General features: G+C 62.6%; 21 protein-coding genes and 1 pseudogene. 12 read left to right on the forward strand and 10 right to left on the reverse strand.

Annotated features, from left to right (window positions below; translation table 11 throughout):
* Positions 1-236: 236 nt before the first annotated feature.
* The 5 genes from FBY02_RS19365 to FBY02_RS19390 all read right to left on the reverse strand — a co-directional run bounded on the left by FBY02_RS19365 (position 237) and on the right by FBY02_RS19390 (position 6,386).
* Entirely contained in the window at positions 237-698 is a 462-nt protein-coding gene (locus FBY02_RS19365) for an N-acetyltransferase (RefSeq protein WP_144929841.1), read from the reverse strand.
* Between the two features lie 107 nt (positions 699-805).
* On the reverse strand, positions 806-1,630 hold the full coding sequence (gene eutC / locus FBY02_RS19370) for an ethanolamine ammonia-lyase subunit EutC (protein ID WP_144929842.1): 825 nt from the start codon (positions 1,628-1,630) through the stop codon (positions 806-808).
* Positions 1,631-1,641: 11 nt separating this feature from the next.
* Positions 1,642-3,036 carry an ethanolamine ammonia-lyase subunit EutB gene (locus tag FBY02_RS19375; protein WP_144929843.1) on the reverse strand — a complete coding sequence of 465 codons (1,395 nt, stop codon included), beginning with the start codon at positions 3,034-3,036 and terminating at the stop codon, positions 1,642-1,644.
* 217 nt (positions 3,037-3,253) lie between these two features.
* Positions 3,254-4,624 (reverse strand): ethanolamine permease, encoded by a 1,371-nt coding sequence (eat, locus tag FBY02_RS19385; protein WP_144929844.1) that lies wholly within the window; start codon positions 4,622-4,624, stop codon positions 3,254-3,256.
* A gap of 241 nt (positions 4,625-4,865) precedes the next feature.
* Positions 4,866-6,386 (reverse strand): aldehyde dehydrogenase family protein, encoded by a 1,521-nt coding sequence (locus tag FBY02_RS19390; RefSeq protein ID WP_144929845.1) that lies wholly within the window; start codon positions 6,384-6,386, stop codon positions 4,866-4,868.
* A 395-nt stretch (positions 6,387-6,781) separates the two neighbouring features.
* On the opposite strand from FBY02_RS19390, the gene FBY02_RS19395 reads away from it, so the two are divergent.
* The 5 genes and pseudogenes from FBY02_RS19395 (at position 6,782) to FBY02_RS19415 (ending at position 11,173) form a co-directional block, all read left to right on the forward strand.
* Entirely contained in the window at positions 6,782-8,689 is a 1,908-nt protein-coding gene (locus FBY02_RS19395; RefSeq protein WP_144929846.1) for a sigma-54-dependent Fis family transcriptional regulator, read from the forward strand.
* 31 nt (positions 8,690-8,720) lie between these two features.
* Positions 8,721-8,810, forward strand: a pseudogene (locus FBY02_RS28825) (metal ABC transporter ATP-binding protein); the annotation flags it as partial.
* A gap of 107 nt (positions 8,811-8,917) precedes the next feature.
* Positions 8,918-10,267 (forward strand): UDP-N-acetylmuramate:L-alanyl-gamma-D-glutamyl-meso-diaminopimelate ligase, encoded by a 1,350-nt coding sequence (gene mpl / locus FBY02_RS19405; protein WP_144929847.1) that lies wholly within the window; start codon positions 8,918-8,920, stop codon positions 10,265-10,267.
* Complete coding sequence (gene ubiX / locus FBY02_RS19410; protein WP_047702713.1) at positions 10,264-10,896, forward strand: flavin prenyltransferase UbiX; 633 nt, start codon at positions 10,264-10,266, stop codon at positions 10,894-10,896. Before mpl ends, ubiX begins: the two co-directional genes overlap by 4 nt.
* Positions 10,889-11,173: a YceK/YidQ family lipoprotein gene (locus tag FBY02_RS19415; protein WP_047702712.1), complete on the forward strand. Its 285-nt coding sequence runs from the start codon at positions 10,889-10,891 to the stop codon at positions 11,171-11,173. The genes ubiX and FBY02_RS19415 overlap by 8 nt, the downstream gene beginning before the upstream one ends.
* 173 nt (positions 11,174-11,346) lie before the next feature.
* Here FBY02_RS19415 and FBY02_RS19420 read toward each other — a convergent pair whose 3' ends face one another.
* From FBY02_RS19420 to FBY02_RS19430, 3 genes are all read right to left on the reverse strand, one after another.
* A complete protein-coding gene (locus tag FBY02_RS19420; protein WP_144929848.1) occupies positions 11,347-11,988 on the reverse strand; it encodes an oxidoreductase in 642 nt (213 codons plus the stop codon).
* A gap of 27 nt (positions 11,989-12,015) precedes the next feature.
* Complete coding sequence (locus tag FBY02_RS19425; protein ID WP_144929849.1) at positions 12,016-13,734, reverse strand: C13 family peptidase; 1,719 nt, start codon at positions 13,732-13,734, stop codon at positions 12,016-12,018.
* A 103-nt stretch (positions 13,735-13,837) separates the two neighbouring features.
* Positions 13,838-14,293: a MaoC family dehydratase gene (locus tag FBY02_RS19430; protein ID WP_025215658.1), complete on the reverse strand. Its 456-nt coding sequence runs from the start codon at positions 14,291-14,293 to the stop codon at positions 13,838-13,840.
* 188 nt (positions 14,294-14,481) lie between these two features.
* Here FBY02_RS19430 and FBY02_RS19435 point away from each other — a divergent pair, with 188 nt between their 5' ends.
* The 3 genes from FBY02_RS19435 to FBY02_RS19445 are packed head-to-tail and all read left to right on the forward strand — an operon-like array spanning position 14,482 to position 16,163.
* Entirely contained in the window at positions 14,482-14,850 is a 369-nt protein-coding gene (locus FBY02_RS19435; RefSeq protein WP_144929850.1) for a CidA/LrgA family protein, read from the forward strand.
* Positions 14,847-15,563: an LrgB family protein gene (locus FBY02_RS19440; RefSeq protein ID WP_144929851.1), complete on the forward strand. Its 717-nt coding sequence runs from the start codon at positions 14,847-14,849 to the stop codon at positions 15,561-15,563. Before FBY02_RS19435 ends, FBY02_RS19440 begins: the two co-directional genes overlap by 4 nt.
* Positions 15,564-15,572: 9 nt before the next feature.
* Positions 15,573-16,163, forward strand: a complete 591-nt coding sequence (locus FBY02_RS19445) for an LON peptidase substrate-binding domain-containing protein (protein WP_144929852.1) — start codon at positions 15,573-15,575, stop codon at positions 16,161-16,163.
* A gap of 117 nt (positions 16,164-16,280) precedes the next feature.
* Here the strand turns inward: FBY02_RS19445 and FBY02_RS19455 are convergent, their stop codons facing one another.
* A complete protein-coding gene (locus tag FBY02_RS19455) occupies positions 16,281-17,597 on the reverse strand; it encodes a bifunctional DedA family/phosphatase PAP2 family protein (RefSeq protein WP_144929853.1) in 1,317 nt (438 codons plus the stop codon).
* A 270-nt stretch (positions 17,598-17,867) separates the two neighbouring features.
* Positions 17,868-18,548, reverse strand: a complete 681-nt coding sequence (locus tag FBY02_RS19465) for a DNA-3-methyladenine glycosylase (RefSeq protein ID WP_144929854.1) — start codon at positions 18,546-18,548, stop codon at positions 17,868-17,870.
* Positions 18,549-18,734: 186 nt separating this feature from the next.
* Here FBY02_RS19465 and FBY02_RS19470 point away from each other — a divergent pair, with 186 nt between their 5' ends.
* From FBY02_RS19470 to rlmH, 4 genes are all read left to right on the forward strand, one after another.
* Complete coding sequence (locus FBY02_RS19470) at positions 18,735-20,006, forward strand: glutamate-5-semialdehyde dehydrogenase (RefSeq protein ID WP_144929855.1); 1,272 nt, start codon at positions 18,735-18,737, stop codon at positions 20,004-20,006.
* A gap of 43 nt (positions 20,007-20,049) precedes the next feature.
* Positions 20,050-20,694, forward strand: a complete 645-nt coding sequence (gene nadD / locus FBY02_RS19475) for a nicotinate-nucleotide adenylyltransferase (RefSeq protein ID WP_178112049.1) — start codon at positions 20,050-20,052, stop codon at positions 20,692-20,694.
* 70 nt (positions 20,695-20,764) lie between these two features.
* Entirely contained in the window at positions 20,765-21,259 is a 495-nt protein-coding gene (gene rsfS / locus FBY02_RS19480) for a ribosome silencing factor (RefSeq protein WP_047702701.1), read from the forward strand.
* 9 nt (positions 21,260-21,268) lie between these two features.
* Entirely contained in the window at positions 21,269-21,736 is a 468-nt protein-coding gene (gene rlmH, locus FBY02_RS19485) for a 23S rRNA (pseudouridine(1915)-N(3))-methyltransferase RlmH (protein ID WP_003185785.1), read from the forward strand.

Raw genomic sequence — 21,736 nt, forward strand, 5'->3', positions numbered from 1 at the left:
GGGAAGATCGGGATTATACGGCGTGGATTGTGAAGGGGGCGTTGAGTTTGTAGCGGGGGATTTCTGGATGCATATCAGGCGTGGAGAGTTTTTCTGTGGCGAAGGGGGATTCATCCCCGCTGGGCCGCAAAGACTGAATGTAAGGTGTGTCAGGCGGACTGAGTTGGATGGGTTGGGGCTGCTTCGCAGCCCAGCGGGGATGAATCCTCTCGCCACAAGGGGGGGGGGTGTTGTTTTCAGAGCTCTTCGCTGATCGGCAGGGTGTAGTTCTTGAACTCGGTGTCTTCCCTGAAGCCAATCGACTCGTAGGTTTTCTGCGCCACTTCATTGTTGCTGCTGGTGGAGACGCGCATGCGCACGGCGTTGGTTTCCTTGGCCATTTTTTTCGCGGTGCGGATCAGGTGGTCGGCCACCAGTTGCCGGCGGGCGTCTTCGGCGACGTAGATGTCGTTGAGGATCCACACGCGCTTGAGCGACAGCGACGAGAAGCTCGGGTAGAGCTGGCAGAAGCCCAGCAGCTTGTTGTCGTCGTCATCGGGCAGGGCCAGGTAGATCACCGATTCCTTGCGGCGCAGGCGCTTTTCGAGAAAGGCCCGGGACGAGTCCGGGTATGGCAGCGAGCCATAGAATTCCCGGTATTTGACGAACAATGGGGTCAGCAGGTCCAGGTGTTCCAGGGTCGCTTGAATAATCCGCATGGCAGGTCCCGTTTACAAAGGTCGACACAAAGTCTGACAACAACGGCGCTCTGCCGTGCTTTTGATGCTGCCTGAAATCGGATCAAGAACGCAATTGGATCTACGGATCAGCTTTGGGGCGGCATCAGTAGGAAATTACCTTTCATATCGGCACCGTTTTCCGACTCTAGAGTGTGTACCTGGGCCTCGTCCTTCAGGTTGACCCCCGAAAGCTGTCGGCGACAGGCCTCGCGCATCAGGTAGACCAGGCGATGGGCCGCCATGCCGTAGCTCAGGCCTTCGAGCCGGACATTGGAGATGCAGTTGCGATAGGCGTCGGTCAGGCCGACCTTGGGGTTGTAGGTGAAATACAGGCCCAGGCTGTCGGGCGAGCTGAGGCCGGGACGTTCGCCGATCAGGATCACCGACATTTTTGCCCCAAGGCGTTCAGCCACTTCATCGGCCACCGCAACCCGGCCTTGTTCTACCAGGATGACCGGCGAAACCGACCAGCCATCGGCGGCGATCTGTTCTTCCAGGCGCGCCAGGAACGGCAAGGTATGGCGGTGCACCGCCAACGCCGACAGGCCGTCGGCCACCACGATGGCAAGGTCGACGCCGCCGGGATGGGCCGCTGCGTAATCGTCCAGCGTCTGCGCAGAGGGCTCATCCAGGCGTCGGCCCAGGTCCGGGCGCTGCAGATAGCTGTTGCGGTCGCTGGCGGCGCTATGGAGCAACAGACTCTCGCGGCCGCGCTCGGCCAGTTGCGCGCGAATGCCCTGGTGGTCGAACGCCAGGTGCACCGCATCCCGTGCCTGGGCGTGGGCGTATTGGAAGTCCAGTTGTGCTTGTGTCGGCAGGCTGGTGCCGGTGCGACCCAGGGCGATGCGCGCCGGGGTCAGGCGGCGCAGTTCCAGCCACGGGTTTTGCGAATCGACAGATTTTTTGTCCATGGGCAGGTCACTCATCCCAAGTGCGCCAGGGCGTGACGAAACGCCGGAGGCAGGTTGTCGCCGAACTGCACCCGGCCGTCGGCCTGGGTGAAGATGCCCATGTTCGCCAGCCACTGCTCGAACTCCGGCGCCGGCTTCAGGCCCAGGGTCTGGCGGGCGTAAAGGGCGTCGTGGAACGAGGTGGTCTGGTAATTAAGCATGATGTCGTCGGAGCCGGGGATGCCCATGATGAAGTTGATCCCGGCTACGCCCAGCAGGGTCAGCAGGGTGTCCATGTCGTCCTGGTCGGCTTCGGCGTGGTTGGTGTAGCAGATGTCGCAACCCATCGGCACGCCCAGCAGCTTGCCGCAGAAGTGGTCTTCGAGGCCGGCGCGGATGATCTGTTTGCCGTTGTAGAGATATTCCGGGCCGATGAAACCTACAACGGTGTTGACCAGGAACGGGTTGAAATGTCGTGCCACGGCGTAGGCCCGGGTCTCGCAGGTCTGTTGATCCACGCCGTGGTGGGCGTTGGCTGACAGGGCGCTGCCCTGACCGGTTTCGAAATACATCAGGTTTTTGCCGAGGGTGCCCCGATTGAGGCTGAGCCCGGCGTCGTAGCCTTCTTTCAACACGTTGAGGTTGATGCCGAAACTGGCATTGGCCGCTTCGGTGCCGGCGATGGACTGGAACACCAGGTCCAGGGGCACGCCACGGTTGGCCGCTTCGATTGAGGTGGTGACGTGGGTCAGCACGCAACCCTGGGTCGGGATGTCGTAGCGCTGGATGATGGCGTCGAGCATTTCCAGCATGGCGCAGATCGAGGCCGTGCTGTCGGTGGCCGGGTTGATGCCGATCATGGCGTCGCCGTTGCCGTAGAGCAGGCCGTCAAGGATGCTCGCGGCGATCCCGGCTGGTTCGTCAGTGGGATGGTTGGGTTGCAGGCGCGTGGACAGACGCCCGCGCAGGCCGAGGGTGCCGCGGAATTTCGTCACTACGCGGATTTTCTGCGCCACCAGCACCAGGTCTTGCACACGCATGATTTTCGACACGGCCGCAACCATTTCCGGGGTCAGGCCAGGGGCCAGTGCCCGCAGGCTGTGTTCATCGGCGGCGTCGCTGAGCAGCCAGTCGCGAAAGCCACCGACTGTGAGGTGGCTGACCACCGCGAAGGCTTGCTTGTCGTGGGTGTCGACGATCAGCCGGGTGACTTCGTCGGCTTCGTAGGGAATCAGCATTTCTTGCAGGAAATGGCTGAGGGGCAAGTCAGCCAGGGCCATTTGCGCGGCCACGCGCTCGCCGTCGTTGAGCGCTGCGACACCGGCCAGGAAATCCCCGGAACGCGCCGGGCTGGCTTTGGCCATCAGTTCTTTGAGGCAGTCGAAGCGATAGGTCTGGGCGCCGACGGAATGGACGAATGCGGCCATGGGGCGGTGTCCTCCTGGTTCTTATAATGAATTCAAATACAACACTGGAACCTGTACTAAAACCTGCACTGGAACCCTGTGGGAGCGGGCTTGCTCGCGAATGCGGTGTGTCATTCAACAGATGCATTAACTGACACACTGCATTCGCGAGCAAGCCCGCTCCCACAGGGGGACTGGGTTCTCATGCAGAGAACTCAGTCCACCCAAGGGTTCTGCTTCAAATCCCAGTAAGCATAGCGTCCGCCGGGGCAGCGGAGCGTTGTTTGGCGGTCAGTTGGAAGTACAGGTAGCCAACGATCATGAACGCCAGGAACACCAGCCCGATCAGGGTATTGAACCAGGCCATCGCCACCAGGCACACCACGGCCAGGAACAGCGCGATGCCCGGTACGATGGGGTAGCCCGGAGCACGGAAGGTACGCTCCAGGTTCGGCTCGACCTTACGCAGCCGGAACAGGCTGAGCATGCTGATGATGTACATCACGATGGCGCCGAACACCGACATGGTGATCATCGCCGCCGTCAGGCTCATGCCTTGCAGGTTCACCAGGCCATCGCTGTAGATCGCCGCGATGCCGATGACGCCGCCGGCCAGGATCGCCCGGTGCGGGGTCTGGAAGCGCGACAGTTTCGCCAGGCCCCGTGGCAGGTAACCGGCCCGGGCCAGGGCGAAGAACTGCCGCGAGTAGCCGAGGATGATCCCGTGGAAGCTCGCCACCAGGCCGAACAGGCCGATCCACACCAGCATGTGCATCCAGGTCGAATTGTTGCCGACCACTGCTTTCATTGCCTGGGGCAGCGGGTCGTTGATGTTCGACAGTTGGCGCCAGTCGCCCACGCCGCCGGCCATGATCATCACGCCGATGGCCAGGAACACCAGGGTCAGGATGCCGCTGACGTAGGCGCGGGGAATCGTGCGTTTCGGATCCTTGGCTTCTTCGGCGGCCATGGCCGCACCCTCGATGGCGAGGAAGAACCAGATCGCGAAGGGAATCGCCGCGAAAATGCCCGGAATTGAGGCGAGGCTGAACTCATTTGCACCAGACCAGCCGTTGAGCACGAAGTTGCTGAAACTGAAGCCCGGCGCGACCACGCCCATGAACACCAGCAGTTCGGCCACCGCCAGCACGGTGACCACCAGCTCGAACGCCGCGGCGATGCTGACGCCGAGGATGTTCAGGGTCATGAACACAATGTAGGCGCCAACCGCCGCCACTTTCGGGTCCAGGTCCGGGAACTGCACGTTGAGGTAGGCGCCAATGGCCATGGCGATGGCCGGGGGCGCAAAAACGAACTCGATCAAGGTGGCGATCCCGGCGATCAACCCGCCTTTCTCGCCAAAGGCCCGTCGGCTATAGGCGAACGGCCCGCCGGCGTGGGGAATCGCGGTGGTCAGCTCGGTGAAGCTGAAGATGAAACAGGTGTACATCAATGCCACCATCAGCGCGGTGACGAGAAAGCCCAGCGTCCCTGCCGTGCCCCAGCCGTAACTCCAGCCGAAATACTCGCCGGAAATCACCAGGCCGACGGCAATGCCCCACAGATGCAGGGTACCGAGTGTGGGTTTGAGTTGGTTGGTAGTCGTCATAAGTCCTCTCTTGGTTTTTGATCTTTGGTGGACTTTCGGTGGTTGGGGTGTGGAGCGGGCACGCAAAGGTTATGCCAGGGCTGTGGGGCATTGGTTAGGGTGTGTTAGTGAGGAAGCCTTCGCGAGCAAGCCCGCTCCCACAGGGGACTGTGAGCCGACGCAAATCCCCTGTGGGAGCGGGCTTGCTCGCGAAAGCTATCTAGGGAGCGACGCAGGACCTACCTGAATCGCCCCAGGGGGTTTAGAAGAACCCCAGCGGATTAATGTCGTAGCTCACCAGCAGGTTCTTGGTCTGCTGATAATGATCGAGCATCATCTTGTGGGTTTCACGACCCACGCCGGACTTCTTGTAGCCACCGAACGCGGCATGCGCCGGGTACAGGTGGTAGCAGTTGGTCCAGACGCGACCGGCCTTGATCGCCCGGCCCATGCGGTAGGCGCGGTTGATGTCGCGGGTCCACAGGCCGGCGCCGAGGCCGAACTCGGTGTCGTTGGCGATCGCCAGGGCTTCGGCTTCATCCTTGAAGGTGGTAATGCTCACCACCGGGCCGAAGATTTCTTCCTGGAACACGCGCATCTTGTTGGTGCCCTTGAGCAGGGTCGGCTGGATGTAATACCCGCTGGCGAGGTTGCCTTCGAGTTTTTCCACCTGGCCGCCGGTCAGCAGTTGAGCACCTTCGCCCTTGGCGATTTCCAGGTACGAGAGGATCTTGTCGAACTGTTGCTCGGACGCCTGGGCGCCGACCATGGTGTCGGTGTCCAGCGGGTCGCCGCGTTTGATCTGCTCGATCTTCTTCATCACCACCTGCATGAATTCGTCGTAGATCGATTCCTGCACCAGGGCGCGGGACGGGCAGGTGCAGACTTCGCCCTGGTTGAAGAACGCCAGCACCAGGCCTTCGGCGGCTTTTTCGATGAAGCTTGGTTCGGCCTGCATGATGTCTTCGAAGAAGATGTTCGGCGACTTGCCGCCCAGTTCCACGGTGGACGGGATGATGTTTTCGGCGGCGCATTTCATGATGTGCGAGCCGACCGGAGTCGAGCCGGTGAAGGCGATCTTGGCAATGCGCTTGCTGGTCGCCAGGGCTTCGCCGGCTTCCTTGCCGAAGCCTTGCACCACGTTCAGCACGCCGGGCGGCAGCAGGTCACCGATCAGTTCCATGAGTACGCAGATGCCTAGTGGGGTTTGCTCGGCAGGCTTGAGCACCACGCAGTTGCCGGCGGCCAGGGCCGGGGCGAGTTTCCAGGCGGCCATCAGCAGTGGGAAGTTCCACGGGATGATCTGCCCGACCACCCCCAGCGGTTCGTGGATGTGATAGGCCACGGTGTTGCCGTCGATCTCGGCGGCCGCGCCTTCCTGGGCCCGCAGGCAACCGGCGAAGTAGCGGAAGTGGTCGGCGGCCAGGGGAATATCGGCGTTGAGGGTTTCACGCACGGCCTTGCCGTTGTCCCAGGATTCGGTGATCGCCAGGGTTTCGAGGTTCTGTTCGATGCGGTCGGCGATTTTCAGCAGGATCAGCGAACGGGCCTGGGCCGAGGTGGCGCCCCAGGCATCGGCAGCAGCGTGGGCCGCGTCCAGGGCTTTTTCGATGTCTTCGGCCGTGGAGCGCGGGAATTCGGCAATGGGCTGGCCATTGACCGGGGAAGTATTGGTGAAGTACTGACCTTTGACAGGCGCGACGAACTCGCCGCCGATGTAGTTACCGTATTTGCTCTTGAACGAGACGATAGCGCCTTCAGTACCGGGGTGAGCGTAACGCATGGTGAATTCTCCTTGGCTTTTGTGCTTATACGGGAGGCCGCGCAAATTGAGCGCCGGTATCTAAGCCTAGAGCAAAGGTTGGGCCATTGCCGTGCAGGGCCCGAAAATCAAGACTTTAGGAGGAGTTGGTCGGACAAGCGGATGGGGTGTGTGGCGCTTTCGATACAGCGGATGTGACAGTTTGTGCCAGATGCGAGACAGTCTGTGACTGACAGGTCGCGCCAGCATTGCAAAGGCGGTTGGGCTGGAGGATGCTGGGCTTCACCCAGTTGCCCTGCAAGCACAATTGTGGTGAGGGATTGTCTGTGGCGAAGGGATAAATCCCCTCGCCACAAGTTAAGTGTCAAGCACGGGTCCGGTGTTCGACAGTTGCTTCAGCAGGAGAATAATAAGAAATGCACAGCAACCATTTGAGTCGCCATGCCCAACAGGTCCTGACGGTCACCCAGGGCAAGGCCCATCTGCAGGGGCCTGGCAGCGATCCGTCGATTGCCCGTTCCTGGCTGCGCTGCCTCGAGGATTACCACCTCGACCCGGCCCAGAACCTGGCGCCGACGGTGCTCGAGCATGGTCGGGTGCTGGAAAGCCGCGAGCGCCTGCAACAGGTGCTGCACATCGCTGGTAATGAAATGACCAGCCTGCACCAGCAACTGTCCGGTGCCGGCCACGCGGTGTTGCTGACCGACGCCCGGGGCGTGATTCTCAACTGCGTCACCGCTCCCAGCGAACGGAAGATTTTCGAACGAGCCGGTCTCTGGCTCGGGGCCGACTGGAGCGAGGCCTGCGAAGGCACTAATGGCATTGGCACCTGCCTGGTGGAGCGCCAGGCGCTGACCATTCACCAGGAAGAACATTTTCGCGGTCGCCACACCGGCCTGACCTGCTCGGCCAGCCCGGTCTTCGACCCCCATGGCGAACTGCTGGCGGTGCTCGACGTCTCCTCGGCCCGACCGGACGTGTCGCGCCAGAGCCAGTTCCACACCATGGCGTTGGTGAATCTCTCGGCGAAGATGATCGAGAGCTGCTATTTCCTGCGCTGCTTCGACAATCAATGGCTGCTGCGCTTTCATCTGCAGGCCGAGTCCGTAGGGTTGTTCAGCGAAGGGCTGCTGGCGTTCGACGGCGAAGGGCGTATCTGTGCCGTCAACCAGAGTGCGCTCAACCTGCTGGGGCACATTCGCGGCGGCTTGCTGGGGCAACCGGTAGAAGCGTTTTTCGATTGTTCGCTGGACGAATTGCTGGGCCGGGCCAGCGTCCACGCCAGCGCCAGTTGGTCGCTGCGCACCCGTGACGGTCGGCATTTGTTCGCGGTACTGCGTGGTCAGCCTCGCAGTGTCCCGGTTCCACTCGCGCCGCCACCCAAGGTGACTGAGCCGCCGCGACTGTCGGGTATCTGCCTGGGGGATGCGCGATTGCAGGAGCATTTCCGCAAGGCGCTACGGGTGTTCGAGCGCGATGTACCACTGCTGGTCAACGGTGAAACCGGTTGTGGCAAGGAAGCCTTCGCCAAGGCCGTGCACCAGGCCAGTCAGCGCGCCGGGAAAAATTTCGTCGCCCTCAATTGCGCGGCCATCCCCGAAAGCCTGATCGAGAGCGAGCTGTTCGGCTATCGCGGCGGCAGTTTTACTGGGTCGCGCAAGGAAGGCATGCGCGGCAAGCTGCAGCAGGCTGACGGTGGCACCTTGTTCCTGGATGAAATCGGTGACATGCCCCTGGCCTTGCAGACCCGCTTGCTGCGGGTGCTGGAGGATCGCCAGGTGGTGCCCATCGGTGGTGAACCCGAGGCGGTTAATGTGCGCATCATCAGCGCCACCCACCGGCAATTGCTTGAGCGAGTGCAGGACGGCAGTTTCCGCGAAGACTTGTACTACCGGCTCAACGGCCTGGAAATCCCTTTGCCGGCGTTGCGCGAGCGCAGCGACAAGGCGCAGTTGCTGGATTTTCTGCTGGCCGAAGAAAGCGTCACCGAGGCGGTGTTCATCGACGAGCCGGCGCGCCGGGCGCTCCTGGCGTTCGACTGGCCGGGCAACGTGCGGCAGATGCGCAACGTGCTGCGCACTCTCGCCGCATTGTGCGACGGTGGCAGGATCGGGCTGGAGGACCTGCCAGCGATGATTCGCCAGGCACGACCGGCGTTGGAGGGCACACCCACATCCGAACATCCGCTGGAAGATGCGGAGCGGCTGGCCTTGCTCAATGCACTGGAACAGACCCGCTGGCACATGACCAACACGGCCGAGCAGTTGGGTATCAGCCGCAATACCCTCTACCGGAAACTGCGCAAACACGCGATCGCTCGCTGAGCCCGGATCCCACGGCCACTGAAAATCCCCTGTGGGAGCGGGCTTGCTCGCGAAAGCGGTGTGTCAGTTGACGCATCTGGTGGATGACACACCGCATTCGCGAGCAAGCCCGCTCCCACAGCGTTCGGTGGTGCTCACTGGCCTGTGAGCATCAGGTAGCTCCAAATACAAAAGATGCGATTTCTCCCTCCCTACGCTAACCTGCGGCCATGTTTTACGAGGTCGACTATGCACATCCATATTCTCGGTATTTGCGGCACTTTCATGGGGTCGATGGCGGTCCTGGCCAAGGAGCTTGGCCATCACGTGACCGGTTCCGACGCCAACGTCTACCCGCCGATGAGCACCCAACTGGAAGCTCAGGGCATCGAACTGACGCAGGGCTATGACCCCGCGCAGTTGGACCCGGCACCGGACCTGGTAGTCATCGGCAACGCCATGTCCCGTGGCAACCCGGCGGTGGAGTACGTGCTCAACAAAGGCCTGCCGTATGTGTCCGGGCCGCAGTGGTTGGCCGATCACGTGTTGCAGGGCCGTTGGGTCCTGGCCGTGGCGGGGACACACGGCAAGACCACCACCAGCAGCATGCTCGCCTGGGTGCTGGAGCACGCGGGCATGAGCCCGGGTTTCCTGATCGGTGGTGTGCCGCAGAATTTCTCGGTGTCGGCGCGCCTGGGCGCTACGCCGTTCTTCGTGATTGAAGCCGATGAATACGACAGCGCGTTTTTCGACAAGCGTTCGAAATTCGTCCACTACCGCCCGCGCACGGCGATCCTCAATAACCTGGAATTCGATCACGCAGACATCTTCCCTGATCTGGCGGCCATCGAGCGGCAATTCCACCATCTGGTCCGCACCATCCCGAGCGAAGGCCTGGTGATTCATCCAACCACTGAGCCAGCCTTGCAGCGGGTCATCGAGATGGGCTGCTGGACTCCGGTGCAGACCACCGGCGTGGGCGGGCAGTGGCAGGTGAAGTTGCTGAAGGACGACGGTTCGCAGTTCGAAGTGATGTTCGAGGGCCAGTCCCAAGGCGTCGTGGAGTGGGAACTGACCGGCCAGCACAACGTCGCCAACGCTCTGGCCACTTTGGCAGCGGCGCGTCATGTAGGCGTGGTACCGTCGATGGGTATCGCCGCGCTGAGCGCGTTCAAGAGCGTCAAGCGCCGCATGGAAAAGGTCGCCGAAGTACGCGGTATCACCATCTATGACGATTTCGCCCACCATCCGACCGCCATTGCCACGACCCTCGATGGTTTGCGCAAGCGTATTGGCGATGCGCCGTTGATCGCGATCATCGAGCCGCGCTCCAACTCGATGAAGCTCGGCGCCCACCGCGATGGCCTGCCGGAGAGCGTGGTCGATGCCGACCAGGTGATCTGGTACGCGCCGGCCAACCTCGGTTGGGACCTGGGAGCCACGGCCGCGTTGTGCACGGTGCCGTCGATTGTCAGCGATTCCCTGGAGGGCATCATCGAACGCGTGAAGAGCCAGGCCCAGCCCGGCACTCACGTGGTGATCATGAGTAACGGCGGCTTCGGCGGCCTGCATGGCAAACTGGCTGAGGCGCTGAAATGAGCAATGGCCCGGAACGCATCACGCTGGCGATGACCGGTGCGTCCGGCGCCCAGTACGGCTTGCGCCTGCTCGATTGCCTGGTGCGTGAGGACCGCGAGGTGCATTTCCTCATTTCCAAGGCCGCGCAGTTGGTGATGGCGACGGAAACCGACGTGACCCTACCGGCCAAGACCCAGATGATGCAGGCCTTCCTCACCGAATACACCGGCGCGGCAGCGGGGCAGATCCGGGTGTATGGCAAGGAAGACTGGATGTCGCCGGTGGCATCGGGCTCCGGCTCGCCGGCGGCCATGGTGGTGGTGCCGTGTTCCACCGGGACGCTGTCGGCGATTGCCACCGGGGCCTGCAACAACCTGATCGAACGGGCCGCGGACGTGACGCTCAAGGAGCGTCGCCAGTTGATCCTCGTGCCGCGGGAGGCGCCGTATTCGAGCATTCATCTGGAGCACATGCTCAAGCTGTCGAATATGGGCGTGACCATCCTGCCGGCCTCGCCGGGCTTCTATCATCAGCCGCAGACCATCGACGACCTGATTGATTTCGTCGTCGCGCGGATCCTCAACCTGCTGAATATCCCCCAGGACATGTTGCCGCGCTGGGGCGAACACCACTTGAGCAGTGATGAATAAGCTGCTGATCGTGCTGCTGGCGCTGCAACTGACCGGTTGTGCCACCGCCCGCACCCTCGACGCCGCCAAGCCCGGTGCGCCGGTGGTGTATGCGGGCACTCGCCTGGACCTTTACGCCCTCAACGGTGGCTGCTGCGCGAAGGACCGCTTTGGCGCCGAAGCCCCGAGCTACCCCGGTGTTGACCTGCCGGGCAGTGCATTGCTCGATACCTTGTTGCTGCCGTTGTCGTTGTTTACGGCGATGGGGGTGGGGTTCCGGGCGACGGGTGGGTTGTAACACCACAGAGCCCAATGGCGATGAGGTATCTGTGGCGAGGGGATTTATCCCCGCTGGACTGCGAAGCAGTGCCCTTCGGTCTGTCTGATACACCGCAGGTTCAGGTTTTGGGGGGCGCTTTGCACCCTAGCAGGGATAAATCCCCTCGCCACAAAAGCCCAGCAGCCCTCAGGTCATTTACCCAACTTACGCAGCTCATCCGACTCCACCACCCGCACCCCATCCTGTTCTTCCAAGGCCAGGCGCCACATGGCGCGGGCCAGTTGGCAGGCTTCGATACCGTGATACTTGCCGGGAATCAGCTTTGACAAGGGCCCGGCCAGTTGCTCGGCCAGCCGAGGCTCGACGCGGTCGCCCAACAGCAGGGAAGGGCGGCAGATCGTCAGTTGCGGCCAGTCCTGGGCCTTGAGCGCTGCTTCCATCTCGCCTTTGACCCGGTTGTAGAAGATCGACGACTTTGCATCCGCACCCAGGGCACTGATAACGATCAGGTGCCGTGCCCCCAGTTCCCGGGCGCGCTTGGCAAACGCCACCACCAGGTCCAGGTCCACTGCACGAAAGGCCTGTTCGGAACCGGCTTTCTTGATGGTCGTACCGAGGCAGCAAAAGGCTATGTCGATTTGGCCGGCAAGTTGCGGCAGGACCTGGGCCGGCTCCCCGACCGGATTTTCCAGATGTGGATGTTCGGCCAGTGGCCGGCGGGAAGGTGCCAGGACCCGGCTGATGGTCGGCTCGTTGAGCAGCCGGTCCAGCAGGTGTTCCCCGGTCAATCCGGTAGCGCCGGCGAGCAAAACATGCTGAGGCGTCAAGTACATAGTGTTTCCCCCTTGATACGGTTCAGCTTAGTTGCTCTTTTTGACATCGTCGTTCAGTGCAGCACTTTGCAATGCTTTTCGCGCCTGCAATTTACGCAGCAGTTGCCAGTGGGAAAGGACCGTTCTCGGGGCCCAGATCTGTGGCTCGGAGGCCTCGAAATTATCCGCCTGCTCCCGTTCGGCCACGGTGGCCTTGGCGAGCTTGAAGGCCTGCTCAAGGTCGTCGGTCTGATTCAGCGCCTGAGCGAACAAGGCATCGCCGAAATAGGTGAAGTTGGCTTCCTCGGAGCAACCGAAGGACACCCGGTCGGCCCGTGAAGCAGTCATGACCAGGGTGCGTTCATCCTTGATCGCCGGGATGAAACCGCCGGAGTAGCAGGCCGAGATCACCACGATCTTGTCGCGGTTCTTCAGCGGTGCCAGCACCACCGCCAGTTCGTCGGCGGGCAGGTCGGCCAGTTCCATGCGTGGCTGGTCGAGCACCAGCTCATGTTCGCTGGTGCCATGGCTGGTCAGGTAGATGAAGATCAGGTCTTCCGGGCCGCTGCGTTCGGCCAGGGTGTTGGCGGCGCGGCGCAGGCTTTCGCGGGTCGCCATGGGTCGGTCGCCCAGGTGATCGCGATGATTGACCAGGCGGATCTGGCCGAACGCGCCGAAACGGCTTGCGAGCATGTTGGCGACATAGTCGGATTCGCGCAGGAACACGCTCTGCTTGCCGTCGCCGCCCAGGGTCAGGCTGTACAGTTCCACCGCCGGTGTCGACGCCGGAATCTGCGCCAGGGCGTCATCCAGCAGACGGCCCTGGGACAGCAGGCCGAGCTCGAGTACGTCCGGGAGCAGCTTGCCATCCGCATCGCGCACCCGCTGGCCGTTGGCCCAGGTGCCGCTTTGCACCGTGCCATCGGTCAGCACCAGGGTGCCGCGCCCGTGGTAACTGTCGTTTTCGAACTCGCCGATGTAAAAACTGCCATCGGGCAGGTTCAGGCGGCCCTGGCCGGTAAAGCGCCATTCATTGAAGCGGCCGAGGTAATGGCTGCCATCGGCGCCGATCAGCTCGCCCTTGCCAGTGAGCGCGCCGTCCTTGAACTGGCCGATCCAGACATCGCCGTCGGCATTTTCATAGCGGCCGCGACCGTTGAGCTGGTTGTTCTTGAAGCTGCCGACATAGACATCGCCGTCGGCGCTGTTGAACGTGCCTTTGCCCTGCAACTGGCCATCGACGAAATGCCCGGTGAACTGATTGCCCGCGGCATCGAAGCGCTGGCCGTCTCCATTGGGCTTGCCATTGACGAACGGGCCCTGGTATTGGCTGCCATCGGCAAGCTCCAGGCGGCCGAGGCCTGAATAGCGGTCGGCCTTGAACTCGCCACGGTAGGTCACGCCGTTTTCCTTGAGCGTGCCTTCGCCGTCCCGGCGTCCCTGCTTGAAGCCGCCGGTATAGCTGCTGGTGGGCGTGTCGAGACGGCCCTGGCCGTGGAACAGGCCCTGCTGGAACTGGCCGCGATAGACCTCGCCATTGCTGCCGTGCCATTCCCCGACGCCATGCCATTGGCCTTTGTCGAATTGCCCGGAATACCAGCTGCCGTTGGGGTAGTCGACGCGTCCCTGGCCCTGCAACAGCCCATTTACCAGATCGCCGCGGTAGCGTCCGCCATCGGGCAGGCGTGCGTCAGGCGGCAACAGTGATTCGCCATCGCCGCAGGCGGCCAGCAACAGGGTCAAAGCCAGGGGAAAAAGTAAGCGCATAACGGGATCCAGGTAATCAGGCGACGAGTATGCCGCAGCTATGCGCGATAGAACCAGAGAAGCGCTGCGAAACTGCCTGGGCGGTTTCGCATGCGTGAAGGGGTTACACGAAGCAGAGCGACAGGGGCTCGGCGATGTAGGCCGGCTTGTCCGAGCCTTCGATCTCCAGCGTGGCGGTGGCCTTGAGCAGCCATTGGCCGGGTTTTTTCTCGGTGGCGTCCACCAGGTCGACCTTGAGCCGGACCTTGGAATCGACCTTCACCGGCTGGATGAAGCGCACGCTGTCCAGTCCGTAGTTGACGACCATTTTCACGCCTTCAGGCAGGATCAGGATGTCTTCCATCAACTTGGGCATCAGCGACAGCGACAGGAACCCGTGGGCGATGGTGCTGCCGAATGGCGTCTGGGCGGCCTTGACCGGATCGACGTGGATGAACTGAAAGTCGCCTGTGGCTTCGGCGAACAGGTTGATGCGGTCCTGGTCGATAGTCAGCCAGTCGGAACGTCCGAGTTCCTTGCCGACATAATCTTTGAGTGCTGCAACGGGAACATAGGGCATTGAGACTCTCCTTGGTTCAACGGTTCTATCTTTGGTATGGAGCAGGTGGCCTCCGGGGAACCACTGTAGATCAACATGACGCACAGGGAAGGTCACTGACCATGCTTTTTACGAATGCCGGTCCATAGCCTGGGCGTGCTTATAATGCGGGCGCTTTCATTGGGTAGAGGTTGCAGGGGAGAGGACGGATGTTGCTACGGGGCCTGACCTGGCTGGTGCTGTTTCAATTGCTGGGCACCGCCATCAATCATTTGTTCTTGCCGGTGCTGCCGGGGCCGATCATCGGCCTGCTGCTGTTGCTGGGCTATTTGATCGTCCGTGGCGAAGTCGCCGAGCCATTGAGCCTGGCCGCCGGCAGCCTGCTGCGTTACCTGCCGTTGCTGCTGGTGCCGCCGGCGGTGGGAGTGATGGTCTACGCGCGGGCCATCGCCGCCGATTTCTGGGCCATCGTCGGCGCGCTGGTGTTGTCGCTGGTCCTGTCCATGGCGTTCACCGGGGTGTTGATGCAGCGCCTCGGCCGGCGTCACATCGCTGCCGTGGAGGAGGACACGCCATGATCCTCGACTGGCAGGGCGCCTGGGCCTCGGTGATCCATCATCCGCTGTTCGGCATCGGCATTACCCTGGGGGCCTATCAACTGGTGCTGGCGGCTTTCGAGAAGACCCGCTGGGTATTCCTGCAACCGGTGTTGATGTCGATGGTGCTGCTGATCGGTGTGCTGGTCAGCTGCGGCATCACCTACGCCGAATACCGCAAGAGCACTGAAATCCTCAGCATCCTGCTGGGGCCGGCCACGGTCGCGCTGGCGGTGCCGCTGTACCTGAACCTACGGCGGATCCGGCAATTGTTCTGGCCGATCTTTACTACGCTGGTGATAGGTGGGGTGTTTGCCACCGGTTCTGCGGTGTTGCTGGGCTGGGCGTTCGGCGCCGAGCACATGATCCTGATGACCATGGCGCCCAAGTCGGTGACCTCGCCGATTGCCATGCTGGTGGCCGAGCAGATCGGCGGCGTAGCGGCCATGGCGGCGGTTTTCGTCTTGATCACCGGGGTGCTCGGGGCGATCCTGGGCCCGAGTATCCTGAGCCGGCTGGGCGTCCACAGTCCTGAAGCCCGGGGCATGGCCCTGGGCCTGACGGCTCACGCGGTGGGGACATCGGTGGCGTTGCAGGAAAGCGAGGAGTCCGGCGCTTTTGCGGCGCTGGCGATGAGTCTGATGGGCGTGGCCACGGCGGTGCTGCTGCCGCTGGTGGTGTCGATGACGGTCTAGGAAATAGTTATGAATTTGCCGCTTTTTCCGTTGAACACTGTGCTTTTTCCCGGCTGCATTCTCGATTTGCAGATATTCGAGGCGCGCTACCTCGACATGATCGGGCGCTGCATGAAAAAGGGCGAAGGGTTCGGGGTGGTGTGCATCCTGGACGGGCAGGAAGTCGGTATCGCGCCGCAAGGCTATGCACGGGTCGGCTGTGAGGCGCTGATCACCGACTTTTCCCAGCAGGACAATGGGCTGCTGGGAATTCGTGTGCTGGGCGGGCGCCGCTTTATCGTGCACGGCAGCAGTATCCAGCCCGACCAGCTCACCGTGGCCGAGGTCGAGTGGCTGGAGGATGAGCCGGAACAACCGCTGCAGGACGAGGATGCCGACCTGGTGGCGTTGCTCCAGGCCCTGGCCGAGCACCCGATGGTCGAGGCCCTGAACATGGGCACCGAGGCGACCGGTCAACAATCATTGGCCAATCAATTGGCTTACCTGCTGCCGTTCAATGAACTGGACAAGATCGATCTGCTGCAACTGGATGATCCGCAGCAGCGCCTGGACGCGATCCAGGCATTGCTCGATGAGTTGCAAGGCGAATTGTTCGCCTGACCCAGCCGGGCTTCTGTGGGAGCGGGCTTGCTCGCGAATGCGGTGTGTCATTCGACACATGTGCTGGATGACCCACCGCATTCGCGAGCAAGCCCGCTCCCACAAGAGGCCTGGTCGTTAGTAGGCATACCTCAACATCCCATGAGGCAGATGCCGCAGAGCGAAGAAACTGAACGCGGCCACCAGCGCCGGCAAGATCAGCCACCAGATTTTCGGCGGCATGGCGGGCAGTGGGGTCTGGCGTTGGCTCAACCACAGGATGGCGGCGCAGACGCAGGCGGCGAGCATCGCGCCGGCGAGGATGTCGCTGGGCCAATGGGCTCCCAGGTACACCCGGGACAAGGCAATCGCCAGCGCCGGCAGGCAGCCCAGCAGCAGCCAGGTCAGGCGCAGGCGTGGCGGTTGTCCGCGACCGGCCAGGACCGCGAGTGCCAGGAACAGCGCGAACGAGCCGGAGGCATGACCGCTGGGCATGCTGTAGCTGGTCAGTGGGTCGGTGAGGATTTCCGGACGCACGCGGGCGAAAAAGTGCTTGAAGCCGGTATTGGCCAGGGCAGTGAACAGCATCGTGGCACCGGCGAAGATTGCCTGTCGCCATTGGCGCGCCAGTAACAGCAGTCCGGTCAGCAGGGCGCTGAAGATCAGCATGAAGCGGAATTCGCCGATCAGCGTGAAGGTCACGGCGATTTCGTCCAGGGTCGGGCTGCGATGTTCCTGGACCAGGGCCATCAACCCTTGGTCGAAGGCCGTCAGGTAGCGGAAACCGATGAACAGGCCGAGCAGGATCACCAGGCCCAGGCCGGCAATCAGCGCCGTGGCGTGTCGATGCCGCCGCAGGCTGCTGTTGACACTCAACCCGATCATGACCGCGATGCTGCCGATGACAATGCCGGCCTGTAGCCAGAAGCCTTCGGGCAGCGGCAGGCGAATCGCTGCCCCGGTGGCCCAGCCCGGCAACAGGTACGCCACGCTCCAACCCGACGCGGCCAGCAGGCTGACGGCGGCAAAACGGGGGAAGGGCATGTCGCACATCCCGGCCACCATCGGCAGCATCGGTCGCAACGGGCCGATAAAACGCCCCACCAGCAGACTGGCGATGCCGTAGCGCTGGAAATAGCTTTCCGCCGCACTCATCCATTCCGGGTGGTGCCGCAGCCCCGGCAGGCGTCGGATGTTCTGGTGGAAGTGCCGGCCCAGGAAGTACGATACCAGATCCCCGAGCAAGCCCCCGAGCAAGCCCAGCAACAGTGTCTCGCCCAGGGACAAGGCACCACTGCCGGCCAGCACCGCGACGGCAAACAGCAGCACGGTGCCCGGTACGATCAACCCGGCGATCGCCAGGCATTCCACGCACGCCACGATGAACACCGCCACCGCCAGCCATTGTGGGTTGGCGGCCAGCCAGCCAGTAATGCTATCGAGCCATGGGCCCATAGGTACAACTCCATTGAATGTGCATTGTTATTGTGGGAGCGAGCCTGCTCGCGATAGCGGTTTGTCAGTCAATATCGGATTCTACTGATCCGACGCCATCGCGAGCAGGCTCGCTCCCACGGGGTTTCGGCGCTGAACGAAAATCTGTGGCCACCGAAAATCCAATGTGGGAGCGGGCTTGCTCGCGAAGGCGGTGTGTCAGTCGACATCAATTCTGCTGACCCGACGCTTTCGCGAGCAAGCCCGCTCCCACAGGGGGCGGCGGTGTTATCAAGGCAGCAAAAAATAATCGCGCCCCTCGACCTGTCCACGCCGCAAGGGGTTGCGGGTGCACCATGGTGCATAGGCGGCGTCGACGAAACGGTAGGGCAGATGCTCGTCGCGGCCCAATGGGATGCCCAGGCGGGTGGTCTGGATCACATTGACCGTCGGCACCGCCACGTCTTCCACCAACAATCGCTCGGGGTCGAAGCGTTTGGCGTCCCATTCCGGCACCTTCAGCCCCAGGGCCTTGCAAAGCAGGGTCTGTCCGGCGCAGAGCTTCTGCGGTGTGCGTGGGCGGCTCTGGGCGTCGGGGTTGTTCAGCAGCATCTGCGCCAGGCTCTCCGGGCCGGAGATAGCGTCGACCCAGGGGTACGCCGATTTGATCAGCACCGCATTGCCCGGGCCCTGGGCGCTGAAGTTCAGCGAGTCGCCGCCCCGGGCGTAGTACATATAGATGTGGCCGCCGTCGAGGAACAGAGCCTTGCGTTTTTCGGTATAGCCCAGGGAGGCGTGGCTGCCCTTTTCGGCGAAATAGTAGGCTTCGGTCTCGATGATGCGGGCGCTGAGCCACAGGTTGCCGACCTTGTGGCGAATGACTTTGCCCAGCAGGTCCTTGGCGAGCACCTGGGCGTCGCGGTCGAAGAAGGCGTGGGGCAGGGCGTTTGGCGTATGAGGCGAATCGGTCATGACAGTAGACGAACTGAGGCCAAAGGAAGGGCGATGATAGCAATGGAAATCTTAATCGCCGCTGAACAGGTGAAATTCCTGACAGTTTTGTGCCTCCGCCGGTCACCACTGTGAGTCCATGCTGTTAGTCGAGGGTTACGACAGCTATAATCTGCCGCTTTCCTCTTCGCCAAGACCACACAGACCATGACTGAGTCCGTTCTTGACTACATGACCCGCCTGGGTCACGCCGCTCGCGAAGCGTCGCGCATCATCGGCCGTGCCAGCACCGCGCAGAAAAACCGTGCCCTGCAAGCCGCCGCCAATGCGCTGGACGCCGCTCGCACCGAGTTGTCCGCCGCCAACGAGCTGGACCTGGCCGCCGGCCGGGCCAATGGCCTCGAGCCGGCCATGCTCGAGCGACTGGCGCTGACCCCGGCGCGCATCGACGGCATGATCGTCGGTCTGCGTCAGGTGGCGGCCCTGCCTGACCCGGTCGGGGCGATCCGCGACATGAGCTACCGGCCATCGGGTATCCAGGTCGGCAAGATGCGCGTGCCCCTGGGCGTGGTCGGGATCATCTACGAGTCGCGGCCGAACGTGACCATCGACGCCGCGAGCCTGTGCCTGAAGGCCGGTAACGCGACCATCCTGCGTGGCGGTTCCGAGGCGATTCATTCCAACCGTGCCATTGCCGCCTGCATCCAGCGTGGCCTGGCCGAGGCCGGGCTGCCGGCCGCCGTGGTGCAAGTGGTGGAAACCACCGACCGCGCCGCTGTCGGCGCGCTGATCAGCATGCCCGAGTTCGTCGATGTCATCGTGCCGCGTGGTGGCAAGGGCCTGATCGAACGGGTCAGCCGCGATGCCCGTGTACCGGTGATCAAGCATCTGGACGGCATCTGCCACGTCTACGTCAGCGCCCACGCCGAGCTGCCAAAGGCCCAGCGCATTGCCTTCAACGCCAAGACCTATCGTTACGGCATCTGCGGTGCCATGGAAACCCTGCTGGTGGACCAGGCCGTCGCCCAGGAATTCCTACCAGCGATGGCCGCTCAGTTCCGCGAAAAAGGCGTCGAGCTGCGTGGCTGCGAGCGCACCCGGGCGATCATCGAGGCGGCAGAAGCCACCGAAGAGGACTGGAACACCGAATACCTGGCGCCGATCCTGTCGATCCGCGTGGTCGACGGGTTGGATGAAGCCATCGAGCACATCAATCGTCATGGTTCGCACCACACCGATTCGATTGTCAGCGAGCACCAGGGCGAAACCCGGCGCTTCGTGACTGAAGTGGATTCGGCGTCGGTGATGATCAATACCCCGACCTGCTTCGCTGATGGCTTTGAATACGGATTGGGCGCCGAGATCGGCATCTCTACTGATAAGCTGCACGCCCGCGGCCCGGTGGGCCTCGAAGGGCTGACCTGCGAGAAGTACATTGTGGTCGGTGATGGCCAGTTGCGCGGACAGGAGCCGGTCTGACTTGGGCGACCTCGACCCGTCAGCCGCTGTGACGACGACAGCCCTGCCCCGGCGCATCGGTATCCTGGGCGGCACGTTCGACCCGGTGCACATCGGCCACTTGCGCGGTGCGCTGGAAGTCGCCGACGCCCTGGGCCTCGATGAGCTACGCCTGACGCCCAACGCCAGGCCGCCTCACCGGGATACGCCGCAGGTGTCGGCGCAGGACCGTCTGGCGATGGTCGAGTGCGCGGTGGCCGGAGTGCCGCCGCTGGTGGTGGACGCCCGCGAATTGCAGCGGGACAAACCGTCCTACTCCATTGATACCCTAGAGCTGATGCGTGCCGAAATGCCCGCCGACGCCCAGGTTTTCCTGCTTCTGGGCTGGGACGCGTTTTGCGGCCTGCCCACTTGGCACCGCTGGGAAGAGTTGCTCCAGCATTGCCACATCCTGGTGTTGCAACGCCCGGATGCCGATAGCGAGCCGCCGGATGCCTTGCGCAACCTGCTGGCGGCGCGCTCGGTGAGCGACCCGCTGGCCCTCAAGGGGCCGAGCGGACAGATTGCATTCGTCTGGCAGACGCCGCTCGCGGTATCCGCCACCCAGATCCGTCAACTGCTGGCCAGCGGTAAGTCGGTACGTTTCCTGGTGCCCGACGCGGTCCTGGCCTACATCGATGCGCACGGGCTGTACCGTGCGTCGAACTGAACGAGGTTGCTTCAAGGCACGTGAATGCGTGTAGCGAAGCGCCCGAATATACGAGCAAAACGAGTTTTATATGACTGACAAAGACGTAAACAAAGTAAAGCGCAAGGGCACTTTCAAAAGCGCCCCGCTGCCTGTTGAGGCCCATACCGGTGCCGTACTGGCCGGCGAGGAGCTGGTCAAGGTGGCCGTTGCCGCCCTGGAAGACGTCAAGGCCCAGGACATCCAGGTGATCGACGTTCGTGAAAAGCAGAGCATCACGGACTTCATGATCATCGCCACCGGTACCTCCAACCGCCAGATCGGCGCGATGCTGGACAAGGTCCGCGAAGCGGTCAAGGCCCAGGGCATCAAGCCGCTGGGTGAAGAAGGCAAGGGCGACAGCGACTGGGTCCTGCTGGATATGGACGATGTCATCGTGCACATGATGACCGCCTCGGCACGTCAGTTCTACGACCTGGAGCGCCTGTGGGCCGGTGCCGAGCAGAGCCGTGCGGCGGATGCCCGTCACCACAGCCCTGAAAACACCCATGAGCACTTTACCAAGCTCAACAAAGACCAGCAGTAAGGGATCGCTGTGCGACTGCGCCTGATCGCCGTCGGTTCCCGCATGCCCAAGTGGGTGGAAGAAGGCTGGCATGAATATGCCAAGCGTCTTCCTTCCGAACTGGCCCTGGAACTGGTGGAAATTCCGCTCAACACCCGTGGGAAGAACGCCGACGTGGCGCGCTTCATTCGCCAGGAGGGCGAAGCCATGCTGGCCAAGGTCGGGCCGAACGAGCGCATCGTCACCCTCGAGGTCCACGGCAAGCCCTGGAGCACCGAGCAACTGGCGGTCGAGCTCGATCGCTGGCGGCTGGACTCGCGCACGGTGAATTTCATGGTCGGCGGCCCGGAAGGGCTGGCGCCGGAAGTCTGTGCCCGGGCCGATCAGCGCTGGTCGTTGTCGCCTCTGACGTTGCCGCACCCGTTGGTGCGGATTCTGATCGGTGAACAGTTGTATCGTGCCTGGACAGTCCTGTCCGGGCACCCTTACCACAAGTAA

The sequence above is a fragment of the Pseudomonas sp. SJZ078 genome (assembly GCF_007828255.1).
Classification (GTDB): Bacteria; Pseudomonadota; Gammaproteobacteria; order Pseudomonadales; family Pseudomonadaceae; genus Aquipseudomonas.